At 64.9% G+C, this 15,140-nt stretch carries 12 protein-coding genes and 1 pseudogene; 5 read left to right on the top strand and 8 right to left on the bottom strand.

The window, feature by feature from the left end; genetic code table 11:
• Positions 1 to 85: 85 nt before the first annotated feature.
• Both ABZ293_RS22710 and ABZ293_RS22705 read right to left on the bottom strand, forming a co-directional pair.
• The gene (locus ABZ293_RS22710) at positions 86 to 1,246 is read right to left on the bottom strand and encodes an FAD-dependent oxidoreductase (protein ID WP_355183534.1); all 1,161 of its coding nucleotides are present in this window, start codon (positions 1,244 to 1,246) and stop codon (positions 86 to 88) included.
• 455 nt (positions 1,247 to 1,701) lie between these two features.
• Positions 1,702 to 3,135: a WS/DGAT domain-containing protein gene (locus ABZ293_RS22705; RefSeq protein WP_355183532.1), complete on the bottom strand. Its 1,434-nt coding sequence runs from the start codon at positions 3,133 to 3,135 to the stop codon at positions 1,702 to 1,704.
• Positions 3,136 to 3,304: 169 nt separating this feature from the next.
• On the opposite strand from ABZ293_RS22705, the gene ABZ293_RS22700 reads away from it, so the two are divergent.
• Positions 3,305 to 4,936 carry a cytochrome bc complex cytochrome b subunit gene (locus tag ABZ293_RS22700; RefSeq protein ID WP_355183530.1) on the top strand — a complete coding sequence of 544 codons (1,632 nt, stop codon included), beginning with the start codon at positions 3,305 to 3,307 and terminating at the stop codon, positions 4,934 to 4,936.
• A 123-nt stretch (positions 4,937 to 5,059) separates the two neighbouring features.
• On the opposite strand, the gene ABZ293_RS22695 is transcribed toward ABZ293_RS22700, so the two are convergent.
• Positions 5,060 to 5,269 (bottom strand): DUF397 domain-containing protein, encoded by a 210-nt coding sequence (locus ABZ293_RS22695; RefSeq protein WP_354955327.1) that lies wholly within the window; start codon positions 5,267 to 5,269, stop codon positions 5,060 to 5,062.
• Between the two features lie 421 nt (positions 5,270 to 5,690).
• Between ABZ293_RS22695 and ABZ293_RS22690 the strand changes: the two genes are divergently transcribed.
• Genes ABZ293_RS22690 through ABZ293_RS22680 form a run of 3 tightly spaced genes read left to right on the top strand, consistent with a single transcriptional unit; the run spans position 5,691 to position 7,890 of the window.
• Complete coding sequence (locus tag ABZ293_RS22690; RefSeq protein ID WP_355183528.1) at positions 5,691 to 6,179, top strand: DUF309 domain-containing protein; 489 nt, start codon at positions 5,691 to 5,693, stop codon at positions 6,177 to 6,179.
• A 28-nt stretch (positions 6,180 to 6,207) separates the two neighbouring features.
• Positions 6,208 to 7,134, top strand: a complete 927-nt coding sequence (gene gluQRS, locus ABZ293_RS22685; RefSeq protein ID WP_355183526.1) for a tRNA glutamyl-Q(34) synthetase GluQRS — start codon at positions 6,208 to 6,210, stop codon at positions 7,132 to 7,134.
• A gap of 45 nt (positions 7,135 to 7,179) precedes the next feature.
• Entirely contained in the window at positions 7,180 to 7,890 is a 711-nt protein-coding gene (locus ABZ293_RS22680; RefSeq protein WP_355183524.1) for an RDD family protein, read from the top strand.
• An 82-nt stretch (positions 7,891 to 7,972) separates the two neighbouring features.
• Here ABZ293_RS22680 and ABZ293_RS22675 read toward each other — a convergent pair whose 3' ends face one another.
• Positions 7,973 to 8,506, bottom strand: coding sequence for a DUF4190 domain-containing protein (locus ABZ293_RS22675; RefSeq protein ID WP_354955335.1), 534 nt, complete (start codon positions 8,504 to 8,506; stop codon positions 7,973 to 7,975).
• Between the two features lie 29 nt (positions 8,507 to 8,535).
• Here ABZ293_RS22675 and ABZ293_RS22670 point away from each other — a divergent pair, with 29 nt between their 5' ends.
• Positions 8,536 to 9,318 carry a queuosine precursor transporter gene (locus ABZ293_RS22670; protein WP_355183522.1) on the top strand — a complete coding sequence of 261 codons (783 nt, stop codon included), beginning with the start codon at positions 8,536 to 8,538 and terminating at the stop codon, positions 9,316 to 9,318.
• A 22-nt stretch (positions 9,319 to 9,340) separates the two neighbouring features.
• Here ABZ293_RS22670 and tgt read toward each other — a convergent pair.
• The 4 genes and pseudogenes from tgt to ABZ293_RS22650 all read right to left on the bottom strand — a co-directional run.
• A pseudogene (gene tgt / locus ABZ293_RS22665) lies at positions 9,341 to 10,582 on the bottom strand (tRNA guanosine(34) transglycosylase Tgt); the annotation flags it as partial.
• Positions 10,583 to 10,759: 177 nt separating this feature from the next.
• Positions 10,760 to 12,670 (bottom strand): ABC transporter ATP-binding protein, encoded by a 1,911-nt coding sequence (locus ABZ293_RS22660; RefSeq protein ID WP_355183520.1) that lies wholly within the window; start codon positions 12,668 to 12,670, stop codon positions 10,760 to 10,762.
• Positions 12,667 to 14,481 (bottom strand): ABC transporter ATP-binding protein, encoded by a 1,815-nt coding sequence (locus tag ABZ293_RS22655; RefSeq protein WP_355183518.1) that lies wholly within the window; start codon positions 14,479 to 14,481, stop codon positions 12,667 to 12,669. The genes ABZ293_RS22660 and ABZ293_RS22655 overlap by 4 nt, the downstream gene beginning before the upstream one ends.
• A gap of 143 nt (positions 14,482 to 14,624) precedes the next feature.
• Complete coding sequence (locus ABZ293_RS22650; protein ID WP_354955343.1) at positions 14,625 to 15,122, bottom strand: Rrf2 family transcriptional regulator; 498 nt, start codon at positions 15,120 to 15,122, stop codon at positions 14,625 to 14,627.
• Positions 15,123 to 15,140 lie beyond the last annotated feature (18 nt).

The raw sequence follows: 15,140 nt of genomic DNA, 5'->3' as shown, positions 1-15,140 counted from the left end.
CCATCGAGCGAGGTACCTCGAACCTTCGGCGTGGCAGACACGCGTGTTCGCGGCTCCGAAGTGCAGCCGCACACGAACCGGGCTTTCAAGGCTTGAACCAGCGCCGAATTCGCGTAGCGGCGAATTCGGCCTTCTCCCTGGCGATTTCGGCGGAGGGCGCGATGAACGGTGCGACCGGCGTTGGCCCGGAGAGGAAGTCGGCGTCGACCTTGCCGACGAGGCCACCCCCGAATTCGATATAGCAGGAGCCCTGGCCGAGATACTTTCCGGGCGCGGGCGTCTCGTGCAGCTGCGCGACAATGTGCGCCGCGACCGTGCGGGCGGCGTTCTCGGCGAACACACCGGCCCGTGGCACCGGCGCGTCCGCGCAGTCGCCAACGGCGTAGACGCCCGGATACGGCGTGGCGAGCGTGCGCCGATCGACGTGGATCCAACCATCGCCGCCATCGACGGTCAGCCCGGAGGCCGCGACCACGGGCGGGACACAGTGGGTCGGGATGCCGATGAACAGGTCGTATTCGAGATCGCCCGCGCGAGTGGTCGCGATATGTTTCTCCGGATCGAGGGCGCGGACCCGCCGCCCCGGAGAGTATTCGATCCCGCGTTGTGCGAGGGCCACGACGAGCGCGGCGGAGGTGTCCGCGGAAACGGGGATCGGTGCGTCCATCGGGGAGAGCACGTGCATGCGGGTGCGGTCGCGGACGCCGCGACTGCTCAGCAGCTCGTGCAGCAGCATCGCGCCCTCGTAGGGTGCGGGCGGGCATTTGAACGGCACGCTCAACACCGCGATCAGAATGGTTCCGCCGTCGAATCGGGCCAGCCGATCGCGCAGTCGGCACGCTCCGTCGATCGAGTAGTACTCGTGACCGTCCTCGACGAAGCCGGGTGTGGCAGCCGGGTCGTATTCGGCACCCAGTGCGACCACGAGGAAATCCGGGTCGTAGTCGGCGGCGTCGGTGACCACGCGTCGGGTCCGCGGATCGATCGATACGACCTGTTCCTGCCGGAACTCGACCCCGGGGCGGGCGAGTTCGTCGTAGCGGATACGTACGGATTCCGGCGTCCGGTCGCGAAACAGGATGTCCAGCTTCGCGAAACCAAAGGTGAAACCGTCATTCCGGTCGATGAGCAGGACCCGGACTTCGCCGGGCAATGACTCGGACAGGCAGGCGGCCAGCTCCAGCCCGCCGAACCCGGCTCCCAGAATGAGCACCATCGGCGTTCGAATGTTGTTGGCGGTGGACATCGCACGCTCCTCACCGGCTGCGGTCAATGCCTGGTCGAATACTCAGTTGTAGGGTTTCGTGACCAGCCGCTGGAAGGTCGAGCTGGTTTCCGGAGGTCGCAGCAGGCCCGACCACTCTTGCGCGCATGACGACGGCGAAGCGGTTGAACGGGTCATGATCGGGTTCTTTCTCGAACCGTGCTGGCGGCGAGGCTCCCCGATAGTCCGTCGTTCAAGAGCGGTATTGGTTGCCCATCCATTGTGCGCGCCGGGGTGGCCGGATGGAACCCGGATTCCGGCGGGCGTCGGTACGCAGCCCCGCTGACCTGATCGGGTACCGCCGCTCGGATCCGATCAGCGCGCCGATGCCGACACCACCGCTGTACTGGCCGGAGGTATGTGCGGCGCATGCGGTCACCGATGGGTCCGTGGACGATCATGGCCAGCCGGGCGTTCGACGCCTTCCCACGGCGGACTCAGCCCGATGTCTGTCTCGCACAGTCGAATACCTCGTCCAACGCGGCACGCAACAGCTCGGTATAGGCGTCGATATCCGGCACGGCGGCGGCGTCGGCATGGACCGAGACGGTGACAGTGTCACCGAGGCCGTGCACACCATGGGTCAGGTGCATGACCGACCCGATCGCCGGAAAGCCGCCGGTGAATCGGACGGGTGCGCCACCGAAGGTCAGATCGGCCGGGCCGCGATGAACGCTCGAGACCACAGTATGTCCGGCTATCGAATCGGGGACGGCATCGATCGGATAGCGATCGACATCGCGGCGCAGCAGCGGGGCGGGAGTGACGGCGGTAACGCGGTCCTGCGCGGTCAGCAGTGGGTGGTTGGCACGGATCCGGCGAGCAGCGAGCGCTGCGGCGATCTTATTCGCGCGGACCAGTGGATCCGGCTCATCGATGAACAGATCGATGCCGAGGCTGCGATAGTTATTGCGAGCCGCAATCCGGTTGCCGGACAACGCCATCGGCACCTGGGCGCCGAGTCGGTCCACCGGTTCATCCCGCGCCGACAGGTAGCGATCGAGCGCGATCGAGACGGCGGTCAGCACGACCACGGTCACGGTGTGACCCGCGAACCGCATCCGCTCGGCGTCGCAGACGATCATCCGTACCCGATGGCAGTCTGAATCGTGCAGCGTGCCAGGCCGGTTCACCAGACTCGGCGGGAACCCGGGTCCGGGCTCCGGAATCCTTCCCGCAGTGGTCAATTCGGCCAGCTCCCGCTGTGCCCGGAAAGCCCGATAGCCCAGGACGACCGTGCGAACGAAGCGCAGCGGCATCCGCAACAGCGCCAGTGCCGAATGCACTTGCATGGCATCCCCCGGCGCCAATTCCATTGCCGCAGTACCGATTCGTCGACCGCGAATGCCCGGCGCCCCGGCAACCGAATCGCTCGCCGCGGCAACGGACTCGACCGGATCGGATTCGGCGAACAGCGCCCTGGCGATCGCCGCGCCGCGCCGCCCATCGGCCAGCGCATGCGACAGCTGCAGCACGACCACCATCGCCGGTCCCGACCCGCCCCGCGGCGCACCGTCGATCCCGCGGAACACGTGTAGCCGCCACGGCCGCACCGCCGCGTCCACACCGGTGCCGAGCAGTTTGCCGAGTGCTGTGCACACACCCGGCCAATTCGCTTCCGGAAGGAAATGTTCCACAAATTGCTCGGCACGGAAATCGCCCCGAACCCATGACGGATAGTCCAGATCTCCCGGCAGCTCGCGCAGCCGGACGCGCAGATCGGCAATGCGCGCACTGCGGCGCGCCACGAACTCGCGCAGTTCCGCGCTCGGACGCCCGGAATCATCGAAGCAATAGAGTAAGAACAGGTCATTACGAGTGCGACTGGACAGCCAGTACATCGTCGCGTCCTGGGCCGCCAGCGTACTCACCACACGACGATATGGCACCGATGACCGGGGGCGACGGGCGGCACCGGCAAGAACTGAATGATCTTGTTTCAGATTGCCGTTGAGTAAAGCTATCGATTCCGGCCCGAACCCTTGCTACCGTCTGTAGTAGGACACATACCACCACTCACCCAGGGCGGGGGTGTCGGCTATGGCAATTGACATAGGTCGGACGGCAAGCGAACAATCCAATGCCTTCGACGAGCGATATCGGGCCGCGGCGTTCGTCAAGCGGTCGATCAATAAGGTGTTCCCGACCCACTGGTCGTTCCTACTCGGTGAGATCGCGCTGTACACCTTCATCATCCTGGTGCTGTCCGGCACCTTTCTGACGCTGTACTTCGATCCATCGATGGCCGAGGTCACCTACAACGGCGCCTACCAGCCGCTGCGCGGAGTGGGCATGACTCGCGCCTACGAGACATCGCTGAACATCTCCTTCGAGGTCCGCGGCGGTCTGTTCGTGCGCCAGGTACACCATTGGGCCGCACTGCTTTTCGCGGCCTCGATCATCGTGCACCTGTTCCGGATCTTCTTCACCGGCGCGTTCCGCAAGCCGCGCGAGGCCAACTGGGTGCTCGGCTCCCTGCTGCTGATCCTGGCCATGTTCGAGGGGTATTTCGGCTACTCGCTGCCCGACGACCTGCTCTCGGGCACCGGCCTGCGAGCGGCATTCTCGTCCATCACACTGGGCATTCCGGTCATCGGAACCTGGATGCACTGGCTGATGTTCGGCGGCGACTATCCGGGCGAAATCATCATTCCGCGCCTATTCATCGCGCACGTGCTGCTGTTCCCCGGCATCATGCTCGCGCTGATCGCCGCGCATATCGCGCTGGTCTGGTATCAGAAGCACACCCAGTTCCCGGGTCCCGGCCGCACCGAACGCAATGTGATCGGCACCCGCATCGTGCCGGTGTTCTCCCTGGATCAGGGCGCGTTCTTCGCGTTCACGCTCGGTGTCGTCGCACTTCTCGGCGGCCTGCTGCAGATCAACCCGATCTGGGCCTTCGGCCCCTACAAGGCATCTCAGGTCTCCGCGGGTACCCAGCCGGACTTCTACATGATGTGGACCGACGGCATGATGCGCCTGATCCCGCCATGGGAGCTCTATCCGGGCCGCTATACCGTGCCCGCACCCTTCTGGGGTGCGCTGATCATGGGTCTGGTGTTCACGGTCCTGATCGCCTACCCGTGGATCGAACGCCGCCTGACCAGGGACACCGCGCACCACAATCTGCTGCAGCGCCCGCGCGACGTACCGGTGCGCACCGCGATCGGCGCGATGGCGATCACCTTCTATGTAGTACTGACGCTGTCCTGCGTGAACGACATCATCGCCTACAAATTCCAGGTCTCGCTGAATGCGACCACCTGGGTCGGCCGTATCGGCATTGTGACCCTCCCTGCGGTGGCCTACTACGTCGCGTATCGCTTCTGCCTGGGCCTGCAGCGCAGCGACCGCGCGGTACTGGAGCACGGCATCGAGACCGGCATCATCCGGCGACTGCCGGATGGCGAGTACATCGAGATCCACCAGCCGCTGGGTCCGGTGGACGAACACGGACACCCGATTCCGTTGGAGTATCAGGGCGCACCGGTGCCGAAGAAGATGAACCAGCTGGGTTCGGCGGGTCAGCCGGGCACCGGCGGATTCTTCCGCCCCGATCCGTGGCAGGAGTCCCGGCGCAATATGGAGATCGAGCACGCGGAGGAGCGCAAGCAACTCGCCGTCCTACGCGAGGTCCAGGACCAGGCCAACAGCGACGGACAGGGCCACTGAGAAACAATAGGGCTGCACTGAAAATACCAGGGCCACAATGGAAAAGGCCCCTGAAGACCCGCGAAGGCCCCGAGTCCGTGCCGACCCGGGGCCCGTGCTGATTGGTTCAGACGTGACTGTTGTTCAGGCGCGTCCGAACTCCCCCTGTGACACCCCTGTTAGGAATGCATCCCACTCGCCTGGCGTGAACGCCAACAACGGACCATAGCCGTTGTCCTTGGTGTCGCGGACCGCCACATTGCCGTCAACGAGAAAAGCGACTTCCACGCAGTTCCCATCGGGGCCACTGTATGTGCTCTTGCGCCACACAGCTCCCGTCAAGTCAACTTCCACGGCACTAGCTCCTTTGCTGCGTCGAGAACGAGAGTTTTCTTCTGACATCGTTCTAACTAGCACCGGCATCCGGCACGGAACGCCGAATCCCGCGGTGCGCCTTGCCAAAGCGCGCGACTTTCACGGTGCGTCGTGATCGCACTGCACTTCGAGGCGATTTACCCTCGCGGGGTCGCCCCCGCGCGATAAACCCTAGCAGGTTCAACGGGAATTTGCCGATCTCTTGCTCATTCAACCGGCGCATTTGCCAATCTTGCGAAGATGAAGAGTTGCGGGAACATTGCCGGTAGATGACATTCATTCCCATATTTGCTGGGCAGCAAACATTTTGCGGATGTGATTGCTCCGTTATCCGTCAATAAATCCAGGTCGACCCGATCCGTGTGGACGCCCCCGGCAGCGGCCGTGGATGATGGGCCGCATGGTCGAACGCCCCCGCGACGAGGCAGGTCGCGCCCGCAATCCTCGCCCGCGCGACCGGTTCGGGCGGCCGCTGCCGGTCGGCAGCGTCGGAGTGCCGCGAATTCCGGATGACCTGAATCTGCTACCCCAGCAAACCCTTTCATACGCCCAGCAACTGCTCGATGACGGCCTGGCATTCAACGCACACGAGGTATTGGAGGCCGCATGGAAGAACGGGCCGTTCGCCGAAAGGATGCTGTGGCAGGGACTCGCACAATACGCAGTCGGACTCACCCACATCCAGCGGGACAATCCCAAGGGCGCGCGCACGCTGCTCACCCGGGCGGTGACGCGGCTGCGCGCCTACGCGCCGGATCCGGGCACCCCGCTGCCGTATGGGATCGATAGCGCTGGTCTGATCGCGCACGCCGAGACACTGCTGGCCGCGCTGGAGCGCGGCACCCCGATTCCCGCAGACCGACTCATGCCGCACCTGCGGATCCGGTGATCTGGACCGCAGCCCTACCATGGCAAAGGTGCCCGCAACCACCAGTACTCCGGCAGGCAGGTACGCGCCGAGCCCATCCGGCGATCTGCACCTCGGAAATCTGCGCACGGCCGTGCTTGCCTGGTTGTTCGCGCGGTCGACCGGACGACGCTTCGTAATCCGGGTCGATGATCTGGATCGGGTGCGGCCTGGGGCCGAGCAGCGCCAGCTGGCCGATCTCGCCGCGATCGGACTGGATTGGGACGGTCCCGTCGTTCGACAGAGCGACCGACTATCCCACTACGCCGCGGCCATTGATCGGCTCACCGCCGCCGGACTCACCTACGAGTGCTATTGCACCCGAAGGGAAATCCAGCAGGCCGCGACCGCACCGCACGGACCGGTCGGCCACTATCCCGGCACCTGCCGCGACCTGACCGAGGCCCAACGTGCCGCGCATCGTGGCGACGGCCGTCCGGCCGCGCTGCGCCTGCGCGCGCAGGCGAGCGAATTCGAATTCGTCGACGAATTGCACGGACGCTACCGCGGCCCGGTCGACGATGTCGTGCTGCGGCGCGGCGATGGAATTCCGGCATACAACCTGGCCGTCGTCGTCGACGATGCCGAACAGGGCATCGATCAGGTGGTCCGTGGCGACGATCTGCTGCCGTCCACGCCGCGCCAGGCCTACCTCGCGACGCTGCTGGAACTCCCGGTTCCGCGGTACGCACACGTGCCGCTGGTATTGAATGCGCAGGGCAAGCGACTGGCCAAGCGCGACGGCGCGGTGACACTCACCGACCAACTCGCCCTTGGGAATACACCCGATCAGGTGGCGGCGGCGCTGGCCTGTTCACTCGGCTATCCCCCGGTGTCGCCCGCCGAGCTGCTCGACGGATTCGACCCGGCCCATCTGCCCGACGAACCTTGGACACTCGACGAGAATGGGTTGTTGCAACCCGCGCGATGTCCGTAACGTACGCAAGCGACCGATCTACTGATCACTGACGAGGAAACAGATATGACAAGCGGTGGGTACGACCCCAACCAATATCCGCAAGGCGGGCAGCCGTACGGCCAGCAGTACCCGCAGGGCGGCCAGCAGTACCCTCAGGGGCAGCCACCCCAGTACGGGCAGCAGCCGCCACAGTACGGCCAGCAGCCCCAATACGGACAACAACCCCAATACGGCCAGCAGCCCCAATACGGCCAGCAGCCCCAATACGGCCAGCAGCCGCAGGATCCCTACGGCCAGCAGCCCTACCCGCAGCAGTACGGTGAGTACGGCCAGCAGGGCTCCGGTGCGGGCCAGCCGGGTGAGCTGCTGCCCCGGTTCGGCGCCAGGTTCATCGATGGGCTGATCGTCGGTATCCCGGCGTACATCATCGACCTCATCCTGTCGAAGATCGGCATCATCGGCTCGATCCTCGGTTTCATCGTGATCGTCGCGGCCCCCATCGCATACTTCGTGCTGATGGAAACCAATATGGGGACCACGCTGGGCAAGAAGATCCTCGGCCTGCGCGTCGTCGCCCCCGGCGGCGCCGCCAAGATCACCCCGGAAGTTTCGCTCAAGCGCAACCTGTACCTGGTGGCCAACATCATTCCGTGCCTCGGGAACCTGGTCGCGATCGGCATGGGGATCTACATCGCGGTGACCATCGAGCAGGACCCGAACAAGCAGGGTTGGCACGATAAGTTCGCTGGCGGCACCCAGGTCGTCAAGGCCTGATCCGCTCGCAACGCGAAAACAGGGGCGCTCCCGGTTCGGGAGCGCCCCTGTTCTATTGCGGCACAGCTATTTTCGACGATCGTCAGGTCGAGGACAGCGCGATATTGAAGACCAGCCAGACGATGCCGAGCACGATGCCACCGGCACCGATCCAGATACCGGCCAGCGCCAGACCGCGGCCCTCCTGCCCGCGTTCCTTGATCTGATTCAGCGCGATGATGCCGAGCACGATCCCGACGATCGAGCCGATGCAGGTGCACAGACCGACCAATGAGGCGACGAGCGAACCGATCGCGAGCCCGTTGGTGCCCTGCCCCTGCTGCGGGTATCCATACGGCTGATACGCGTTCGGGTAGGCCGGGGTCTGCGGATACGGCTGCTGCGCACCGGCGACCGGCTGCTGCGGGTAGCTCGGATACTGCTGCTGAGGCGGCGGCGTCGGCTGCGGCGCTGGCTGCTGCGGGTACTGCGGCGCGGACGGATACTGTGGAACCGATCCGGGCGGCGGAGCCGCGGGGTACTGCGGTACCGACCCCTGGGCGCCACCTTCCGGCGACACACCTTCGCCACCGTACTGCTTCCACCACTCGTCGGAGGAATCGCCGGGATTCGTCATTGGTACAGCCTATTCCACAACCTGGTTTGATGAAGCGCGTGAGTGAGTCCAAAACAGTTGAAGAACACCCAGGATCTGGGGGCCCCGCGGCGGCCCACGCGGCATTCGCCGTCGCCTCGCGGGGCTACTACACCCCCGTCGTCGCACTGTTCACCGCGACGCTGATCATCTCGAATATCTGCGCAACCAAGGGCGTCCAGTTCCTCACCGACCATTCGGTGAAGCTCGGGCCGATCGAGATCCTGCCGATCTCCACCGATGGCGCGTGGTTCCTGTTCCCCCTGGCCTACATCATCGGCGATGTGCTCAGTGAGGTGTACGGCTTCAAGGCCGCCCGCCGGGCCATCTACTACGGTTTCGCCATCCTGTTGCTCGCGGTCATCTGCTTCAAGATCGCCATCGAGCTGCCACCGGCGACCTTCTACGACAATCAGGAAGCCTTCCGGTCCGTGATCGGCACCACACCGCAGCTGGTCGCGGCCGGGCTGACCGGATACTTCGTCGGCGAGATGCTCAATTCCGCGACGCTGGTGCTGATCAAGGAGAAGACCAAGGAAAAGCATCTGTGGGCCCGATTGATCGGCTCCACCGTCGTCGGCGAATTCGGTGACACACTGATCTTCTGCTCGATCGCGGCCACCGCCATCGGCATCGATAGCTGGGGACAGTTCGTCAACTACGTGATCGTCGGATTCATCTGGAAGACGCTGGCCGAGGTCATCGTGCTGCCGATCACCTACCGGGTGATCGCCTTCCTGAAAAAGCACGAGCCGAGCTACGCGCCCCGAGAAACCGCCGCACTGTTGAACTGAAAGTTGTTGTGCGCATTCGGATCTACGGGGTCCGAATGCGCCCCTTCCAGCGGCCGAGCGTTTCGGCTTTGTATTCGTCGAAGTAACCGCCCTCGATGCTCTCGCGGATCCGGTCGACGAGCCGAATCGTGTAGCGCTCGTTGTGGATCGTGCACAGCGTGGAGGCGAGCATCTCCTTGGCCTTGAACAGGTGGTGGATATAGGCCCTGGTGTAGTTGGCGCAGGTGTAGCAGTCGCAGGTTTCGTCGATCGGGGTGAAGTCGCGGCGGAATCGGGCGGTATTGATATTGAATCGGCCTTCGGCGACATAGATCGCCGCATTGCGGGCAACCCGGGACGGGTTCACGCAGTCGAAGGTGTCCGCACCGTTCTCCACGGCGACGAAGATGTCCTCGGGCTCGCTGATGCCGAGCATATGGCGCGGCTTGTCCTCGGGCAGTTCGTCACAGCACCAGCCGACAATGGTGCCGAGGTTGTGCTTCTCCAGCGCGCCACCGATGCCGTAGCCGTCGAAACCCGTTCCGGCAGCGCCCCGGACCGATTCCAGTTCCCGGCATGCCTTGCGGCGCAGGTCTTCGTACTGTGCGCCCTGGATCACCGCGAACAGCGCCTGGTATGGGCGGTGCGTGCGCGCGGCGGTCAGCCGTTCGTGCTCGTCGATGCAGCGCTGCGCCCATTCGTGCGTGCGCTGTAGCGACTTCTCCTGGTAGGCACGGGTATTGAGCAGGGTGGTCAGCTCATCGAAGGCGAAGATGATGTCCGCGCCGAGCCGATGCTGGATGCCCATCGAAACCTCGGGTGTGAACCGGTGTTTCGAACCGTCCAGGTGGGAGCGGAAGGTGACGCCGTCATCGTCGACAATCGCCAGACGCTCCTTGCCCGCGGCGATCACATCGTCGCTTCGGATGTCGACCGCCTCCATGGCCAGCACCTTTTTGAAACCGACACCGAGCGACATCACCTGGAAGCCGCCGCTATCGGTGAAGGTCGGGCCCGGCCAGTTCATGAACTTGCTCAGCCCACCCGCCTCGTCCACGATGTCCGAACCCGGCTGCAGATACAGGTGGTAGGCATTGGCCAGCAGCGCCTGGGCGCCGAGTTCCCGCATGGTCTCCGGCAGCACCGCCTTCACCGTTGCCTTGGTGCCGACCGGGATGAACGCGGGCGTGGCGATATCGCCGTGCGGTGTGCTGATCACACCCGATCGACCGTGCCGCCCCGCGAGACGGGTACCAACGGCAAACGAGAAGGCTTCGGGATCGGACGCTCCTCCGCCTCCCCGGGCCTTTTGCCGGACGTAGGAAGCGCTCGAGTTCCGCTCCGGGCCGACGGTCGGTTCGGAGCTAGTTCTGGACGTACCCGACGAGTTACCCATGTTCCTCCGAAATCAGTCGGCACCTCGGCAAACTGGTAGCTCGGCCCAGTTCGCCCCAGCCGATACTCACGCGTCAGCGGCAGCTGCGGCGAATTGTGCATTGTAGAGGCGGTAGTACGCGCCGCGCTCCTCCAGTAAACGCTCGTGGGTGCCGTGCTCGACGATGCGGCCCGCCTCCATGACGACGATCAGATCGGCATCGCGGATGGTGGAGAGTCGGTGCGCGATCACGAAGCTGGTGCGGTCGCGGCGCAGGGCCGCGGTGGCGTGCTGGACCAGGGCCTCGGTGCGAGTGTCGACCGAACTTGTCGCCTCGTCGAGGACCAGGATGGACGGCTTGGCCAGGAAGGCGCGGGCAATGGTGATCAGCTGCTTCTCACCCGCGCTGACGCCCGAACCCTCCTCATCGATGATCGTGTCGTAACCGTGCGGCAGGGCGTGCACGAAGCGGTCGACGTAGGCGGCACGAGCGGCGTCGAGAATATCCGCCTCGCTCGCATTCGGATTGCCGTAGGCGATGTTCTCCCGGATGGTGCCCTTGAACAGCCAGGTGTCCTGCAGCACCATGCCGATCCTGGACCGCAGGTGATCCCGGGTGATCGTGGTGATATCGACGCCGTCGATGGTGATGGTGCCCGCGTCGAGTTCGTAGAACCGCAGCAGCAGATTCACCAGCGTGGTCTTGCCCGCACCGGTCGGGCCGACAATGGCGACCACATGCCCCGGCTCGGCGACCAGCGAGAGCCGCTCGATGACCGGCGTCTCCGGTTCGTAGCGGAAGGAGACCGCCTCGAATTCGACCCGGCCGCGATCGACCGGACGGGAGTTCTCCATGACCGGATCCGGCGACTGCTCCTCGGCGTCGAGGATCTCGAAGATCCGCTCGGCCGAGGCGACACCGGATTGCAGCACATTGGCCATGGCGCCGATCTGGGTCAGCGGCTGGCTGAACTGCCGGGAGTACTGGATGAAGGCCTGCACCTCGCCGAGTGACAGATTGCCCGTGGCCACCCGCAGACCGCCGACCAGCGCCACCAGCACGAAGTTCACATTCCCGAGGAACATGATCGCGGGCATGATCAGCCCGGAGATGAACTGCGCCCTGAAGCTCGACTCGTAGAGATCGTTGTTGCGCTTGTCGAATTCCTCGCCGACCTCGCGGTTGCGGCCGAATGCGGTAACCACCTCGTGCCCGGTGAAGGCCTCTTCGACCTGGGCGTTCACCATGCCGGTGTACTTCCACTGGTTCACGAAGTGCGGTTTGGAGCGTTTGGCGATCTGCGCGGTGACCACAATGGCGGCGGGCACGGTGAGCAGGGCGATCAGCGCCAGCAGCGGCGAGATCCAGATCATGATGACCAGGATGCCGATTACCGAGAAGACCGAGACGAGCAGCTGGCTCATGGTCTGCTGCAGACTCTGCGAGACATTGTCGACATCGTTGGTGACGCGACTGAGCAGATCACCGCGCGGCGTGGAATCGAAGTAGCGCAAGGGAAGTCGGTGAATCTTGTCCTCGACATCGCTGCGCAGCCGCTTCACCGTGCGGTTGATGACGATATTGAGCAGAAACGACTGCAGCCAGCTGAACACCGAGGCGCCGACATAGAGCAGCAATACCAGTATCAGAATCCGGCCGACCGCGCCGAAGTCGACACCGACACCCGGGGTGACATCCATCGCGCCGAGCATGTCGGCGAAGGTGTTGTCGCCCGCGGCGCGTGCGTGCTGGATCGCCTCCTCTTTGGTGCCGCTGGCCAGCCTTCCGCCGATCACACCGTCGAAGACCAGGTTGGTGGCCTTGCCCAGGATGTACGGACCGAGCGTATTCAGCGTCACCGAGACGATCGCCAGCCCGACGATCGCACCGACATACATGCGCTCGGGTGCCAGCCTGCGCAACAGCTGCTTCAGCGACGGACCGAAGGACTTCGCCTTCGCGTCCGGCGCACCGGGATTCACCGCACCGGGCCTCATCGGCTCTCCTCCAGCCGGGCCCGATGCCCGCCCCCGCTCGGATCGGGCGGCGATCCGTTGCGCTTGGCGAGGGCGACTGCGGCGACCTCATCGGCGCCGAGCTGCGAGGCGACGATCTCCTGGTACTCTGCGCACGCGCGCATCAACTGGTCATGGGTGCCGATCCCGGCCATCGCACCGTCCTCGAGTACCACGATCTGATCGGCATCGCGGATGGTGGTAACCCGTTGCGCCACAATGATTACCGAGGCGTCCCTGGTCTCGGGCCGCAGTGCCGCGCGCAGTCGGGCGTCGGTGGCCACGTCGAGTGCGGAGAACGAGTCGTCGAACAGGTAGACCCGCGGCTTCTTCACCAGTGCCCGAGCGATGGCCAACCGCTGGCGCTGCCCACCCGATACGGTGGTGCCGCCCTGCGCGACCGGGGTCTCGAGGCCCTGCGGCATATCGCGTACGAAGTCGGCGGCCTGCGCGATCTCCAGACAGCGCCACAGCTCCTCGTCGGTCGCGTGCGGATTGCCATAGCGCAGATTGCTCGCCACCGTTCCGGAGAACAGGTAAGCCTTCTGCGGCACCAGGCCGATCTGTTCGCGCAGCAGCTCGAGGTCGATATGGCGGACATCGGTGCCGCCGACATAGATCGCCCCGTCGGTCACATCGATGAGCCGGGGAATCAGGTTGAGCAGCGTCGTCTTGCCCGCGCCGGTGGAGCCGACAATGGCGGTGGTCGTGCCCGGCTCGACCTGGAACCGGATGGCGGAGAGCACCGGTTTTTCCGCACCGGGGAAGGTGAATTCGGCGAATTGCAGATCGACCAGGGCCGCATCGCCCTTGAACGGCTGCGGCAGCCGCGGCGGCAGCACCGATGTCTCGGTGTCGAGCACCTCGCCGATCCGGTCGGCCGAGACGGCCGCGCGCGGTGCAATCATGGCCAGGAACGAGGCCATCATGACGGCCATCAGGATCTGCATGATGTAGAACAGCATCGCGCTGAGCAAGCCGATCTGCATCTGGCCGTCGTTGATCAAATGCCCGCCGAACCAGGTCACCGCGACGGCGGTGACATTGCTGATCAGCATGACCAGCGGGAACATCAGCGCCATCAACCGGCCGACCCGCAGTGCGGCATCGGTGAGTTCGGAGTTGGCCAGTCCGAAGCGCCAGCTCTCCTGGCGCTCGCGCACGAATGCGCGCACCACCCGGATACCGGTGATCTGTTCGCGCAGTACGCGATTGACCCCATCGATCCGGTACTGCATATCGCGGAAGCCGGGCACCATCTTGGCCACGATGGCACCCATCGAGATGGCCAATGCGGGCACCGCGATCAACAGCAGCCAGGACAGCCCGAAGTTCTCGCGCACCGCCATGAAGATGCCGCCGACACACATGATCGGCGCCGCCACCAGGATGGTCGCCGACATCACGATGAGCAGCTGAACCTGCTGAATATCGTTGGTATTGCGGGTGATAAGCGATGGCGCGCCGAACATGCCGACCTCGCGCGCGGAAAAGGTGCCGACCCGGTGCAGTACCGCCCCGCGCAGATCCCGGCCCGCGCCCATTGCGGCCTGCGCACCGAGGTAGACCGAGCAGGCGGATGCGATGATCTGCACGCCGGTGACCGCGAGCATCCGCAGTCCGGTGCTCCAGATGTAGCCGATATCGCCCTTGGTGACGCCATTATCGATCAGGTGGGCGTTCAAGGTCGGCAGGTACAGCATCGCGATGCCGGCGATCAGTTGTAGGCCGACGACCCCCGCCAATTGGGCCCGGTAGGGGGCCAGATAGGTGCGAAGCAGTCTGATCAGCATGATGAACAGGAGGCTACCGGGAAACCGAGATATCCGTCGCGGGGTTTCCCGACCAGCACCGATGCCATGGATTGCGGCCCCTTGGCTGCGGCAGGAAACCGCAACGGCTCGCGCACCTTTCGGCCCGCGTGACCCGATTCGAATTACCGCCGCGCCCAGGCACCGGGATCCTCGGTCAGCGCTTCGATGAATCCGGGGAGCCGATTGCGCGCGATGTCGTCGATGGAAACGTCCTCCAGTACCGCGCGAATATTCACCCGCAGCGCGATCCACACCCGCTGCAATGGCTCGGCCGCTCCCGGATAGCGCACATCCTCCGGACGCTCACCGCGCACCGAGGCCAGCGGACCCTCGATCGCGCGGATCACATCGGCGATGGAGATCTGGCCGGCCGGGCGGGCCAGCCAATAGCCGCCGTCCGGGCCGCGCCTACTGGTCACCAGATCGGCTCGGCGCAATTCGGCGAGTACGGTCTCGAGCACTTTGGGCGGGATGTGCTGCGCGGTCGAAATCGCCTCGGCCTTCACCACCGGCGCGACCTGCACCGCGGTCGCGCCGACCACGGCATCGTCGGTCTTCGGTGCGCGGGCGATTTCCAACAAGGTCCGCACCGCGTAATCGACCTTCGCGGTGATGTGCACTGCGGCTACTCCCTGGCC

It is taken from the genome of Nocardia sp. NPDC005998, assembly GCF_040614395.1.
Lineage (GTDB): Bacteria > Actinomycetota > Actinomycetes > Mycobacteriales > Mycobacteriaceae > Nocardia.
This window is presented reverse-complemented; position numbering and strand designations above follow the sequence as displayed.

What these genes read in the sequence shown, in the direction of transcription:
- ABZ293_RS22710 (WP_355183534.1), bottom strand. Translation starts at nt 1,246, where the DNA reads ATGTCCACCGCCAACAACATTCGAACGCCGATGGTGCTCATTCTGGGA.
- ABZ293_RS22675 (WP_354955335.1), bottom strand. Translation starts at nt 8,506, where the DNA reads ATGACGAATCCCGGCGATTCCTCCGACGAGTGGTGGAAGCAGTACGGT.
- ABZ293_RS22670 (WP_355183522.1), top strand. Translation starts at nt 8,536, where the DNA reads ATGAAGCGCGTGAGTGAGTCCAAAACAGTTGAAGAACACCCAGGATCT.
- ABZ293_RS22655 (WP_355183518.1), bottom strand. Translation starts at nt 14,481, where the DNA reads ATGCTGATCAGACTGCTTCGCACCTATCTGGCCCCCTACCGGGCCCAA.
- ABZ293_RS22660 (WP_355183520.1), bottom strand. Translation starts at nt 12,670, where the DNA reads ATGAGGCCCGGTGCGGTGAATCCCGGTGCGCCGGACGCGAAGGCGAAG.
- ABZ293_RS22690 (WP_355183528.1), top strand. Translation starts at nt 5,691, where the DNA reads ATGGTCGAACGCCCCCGCGACGAGGCAGGTCGCGCCCGCAATCCTCGC.
- ABZ293_RS22680 (WP_355183524.1), top strand. Translation starts at nt 7,180, where the DNA reads ATGACAAGCGGTGGGTACGACCCCAACCAATATCCGCAAGGCGGGCAG.
- ABZ293_RS22700 (WP_355183530.1), top strand. Translation starts at nt 3,305, where the DNA reads ATGGCAATTGACATAGGTCGGACGGCAAGCGAACAATCCAATGCCTTC.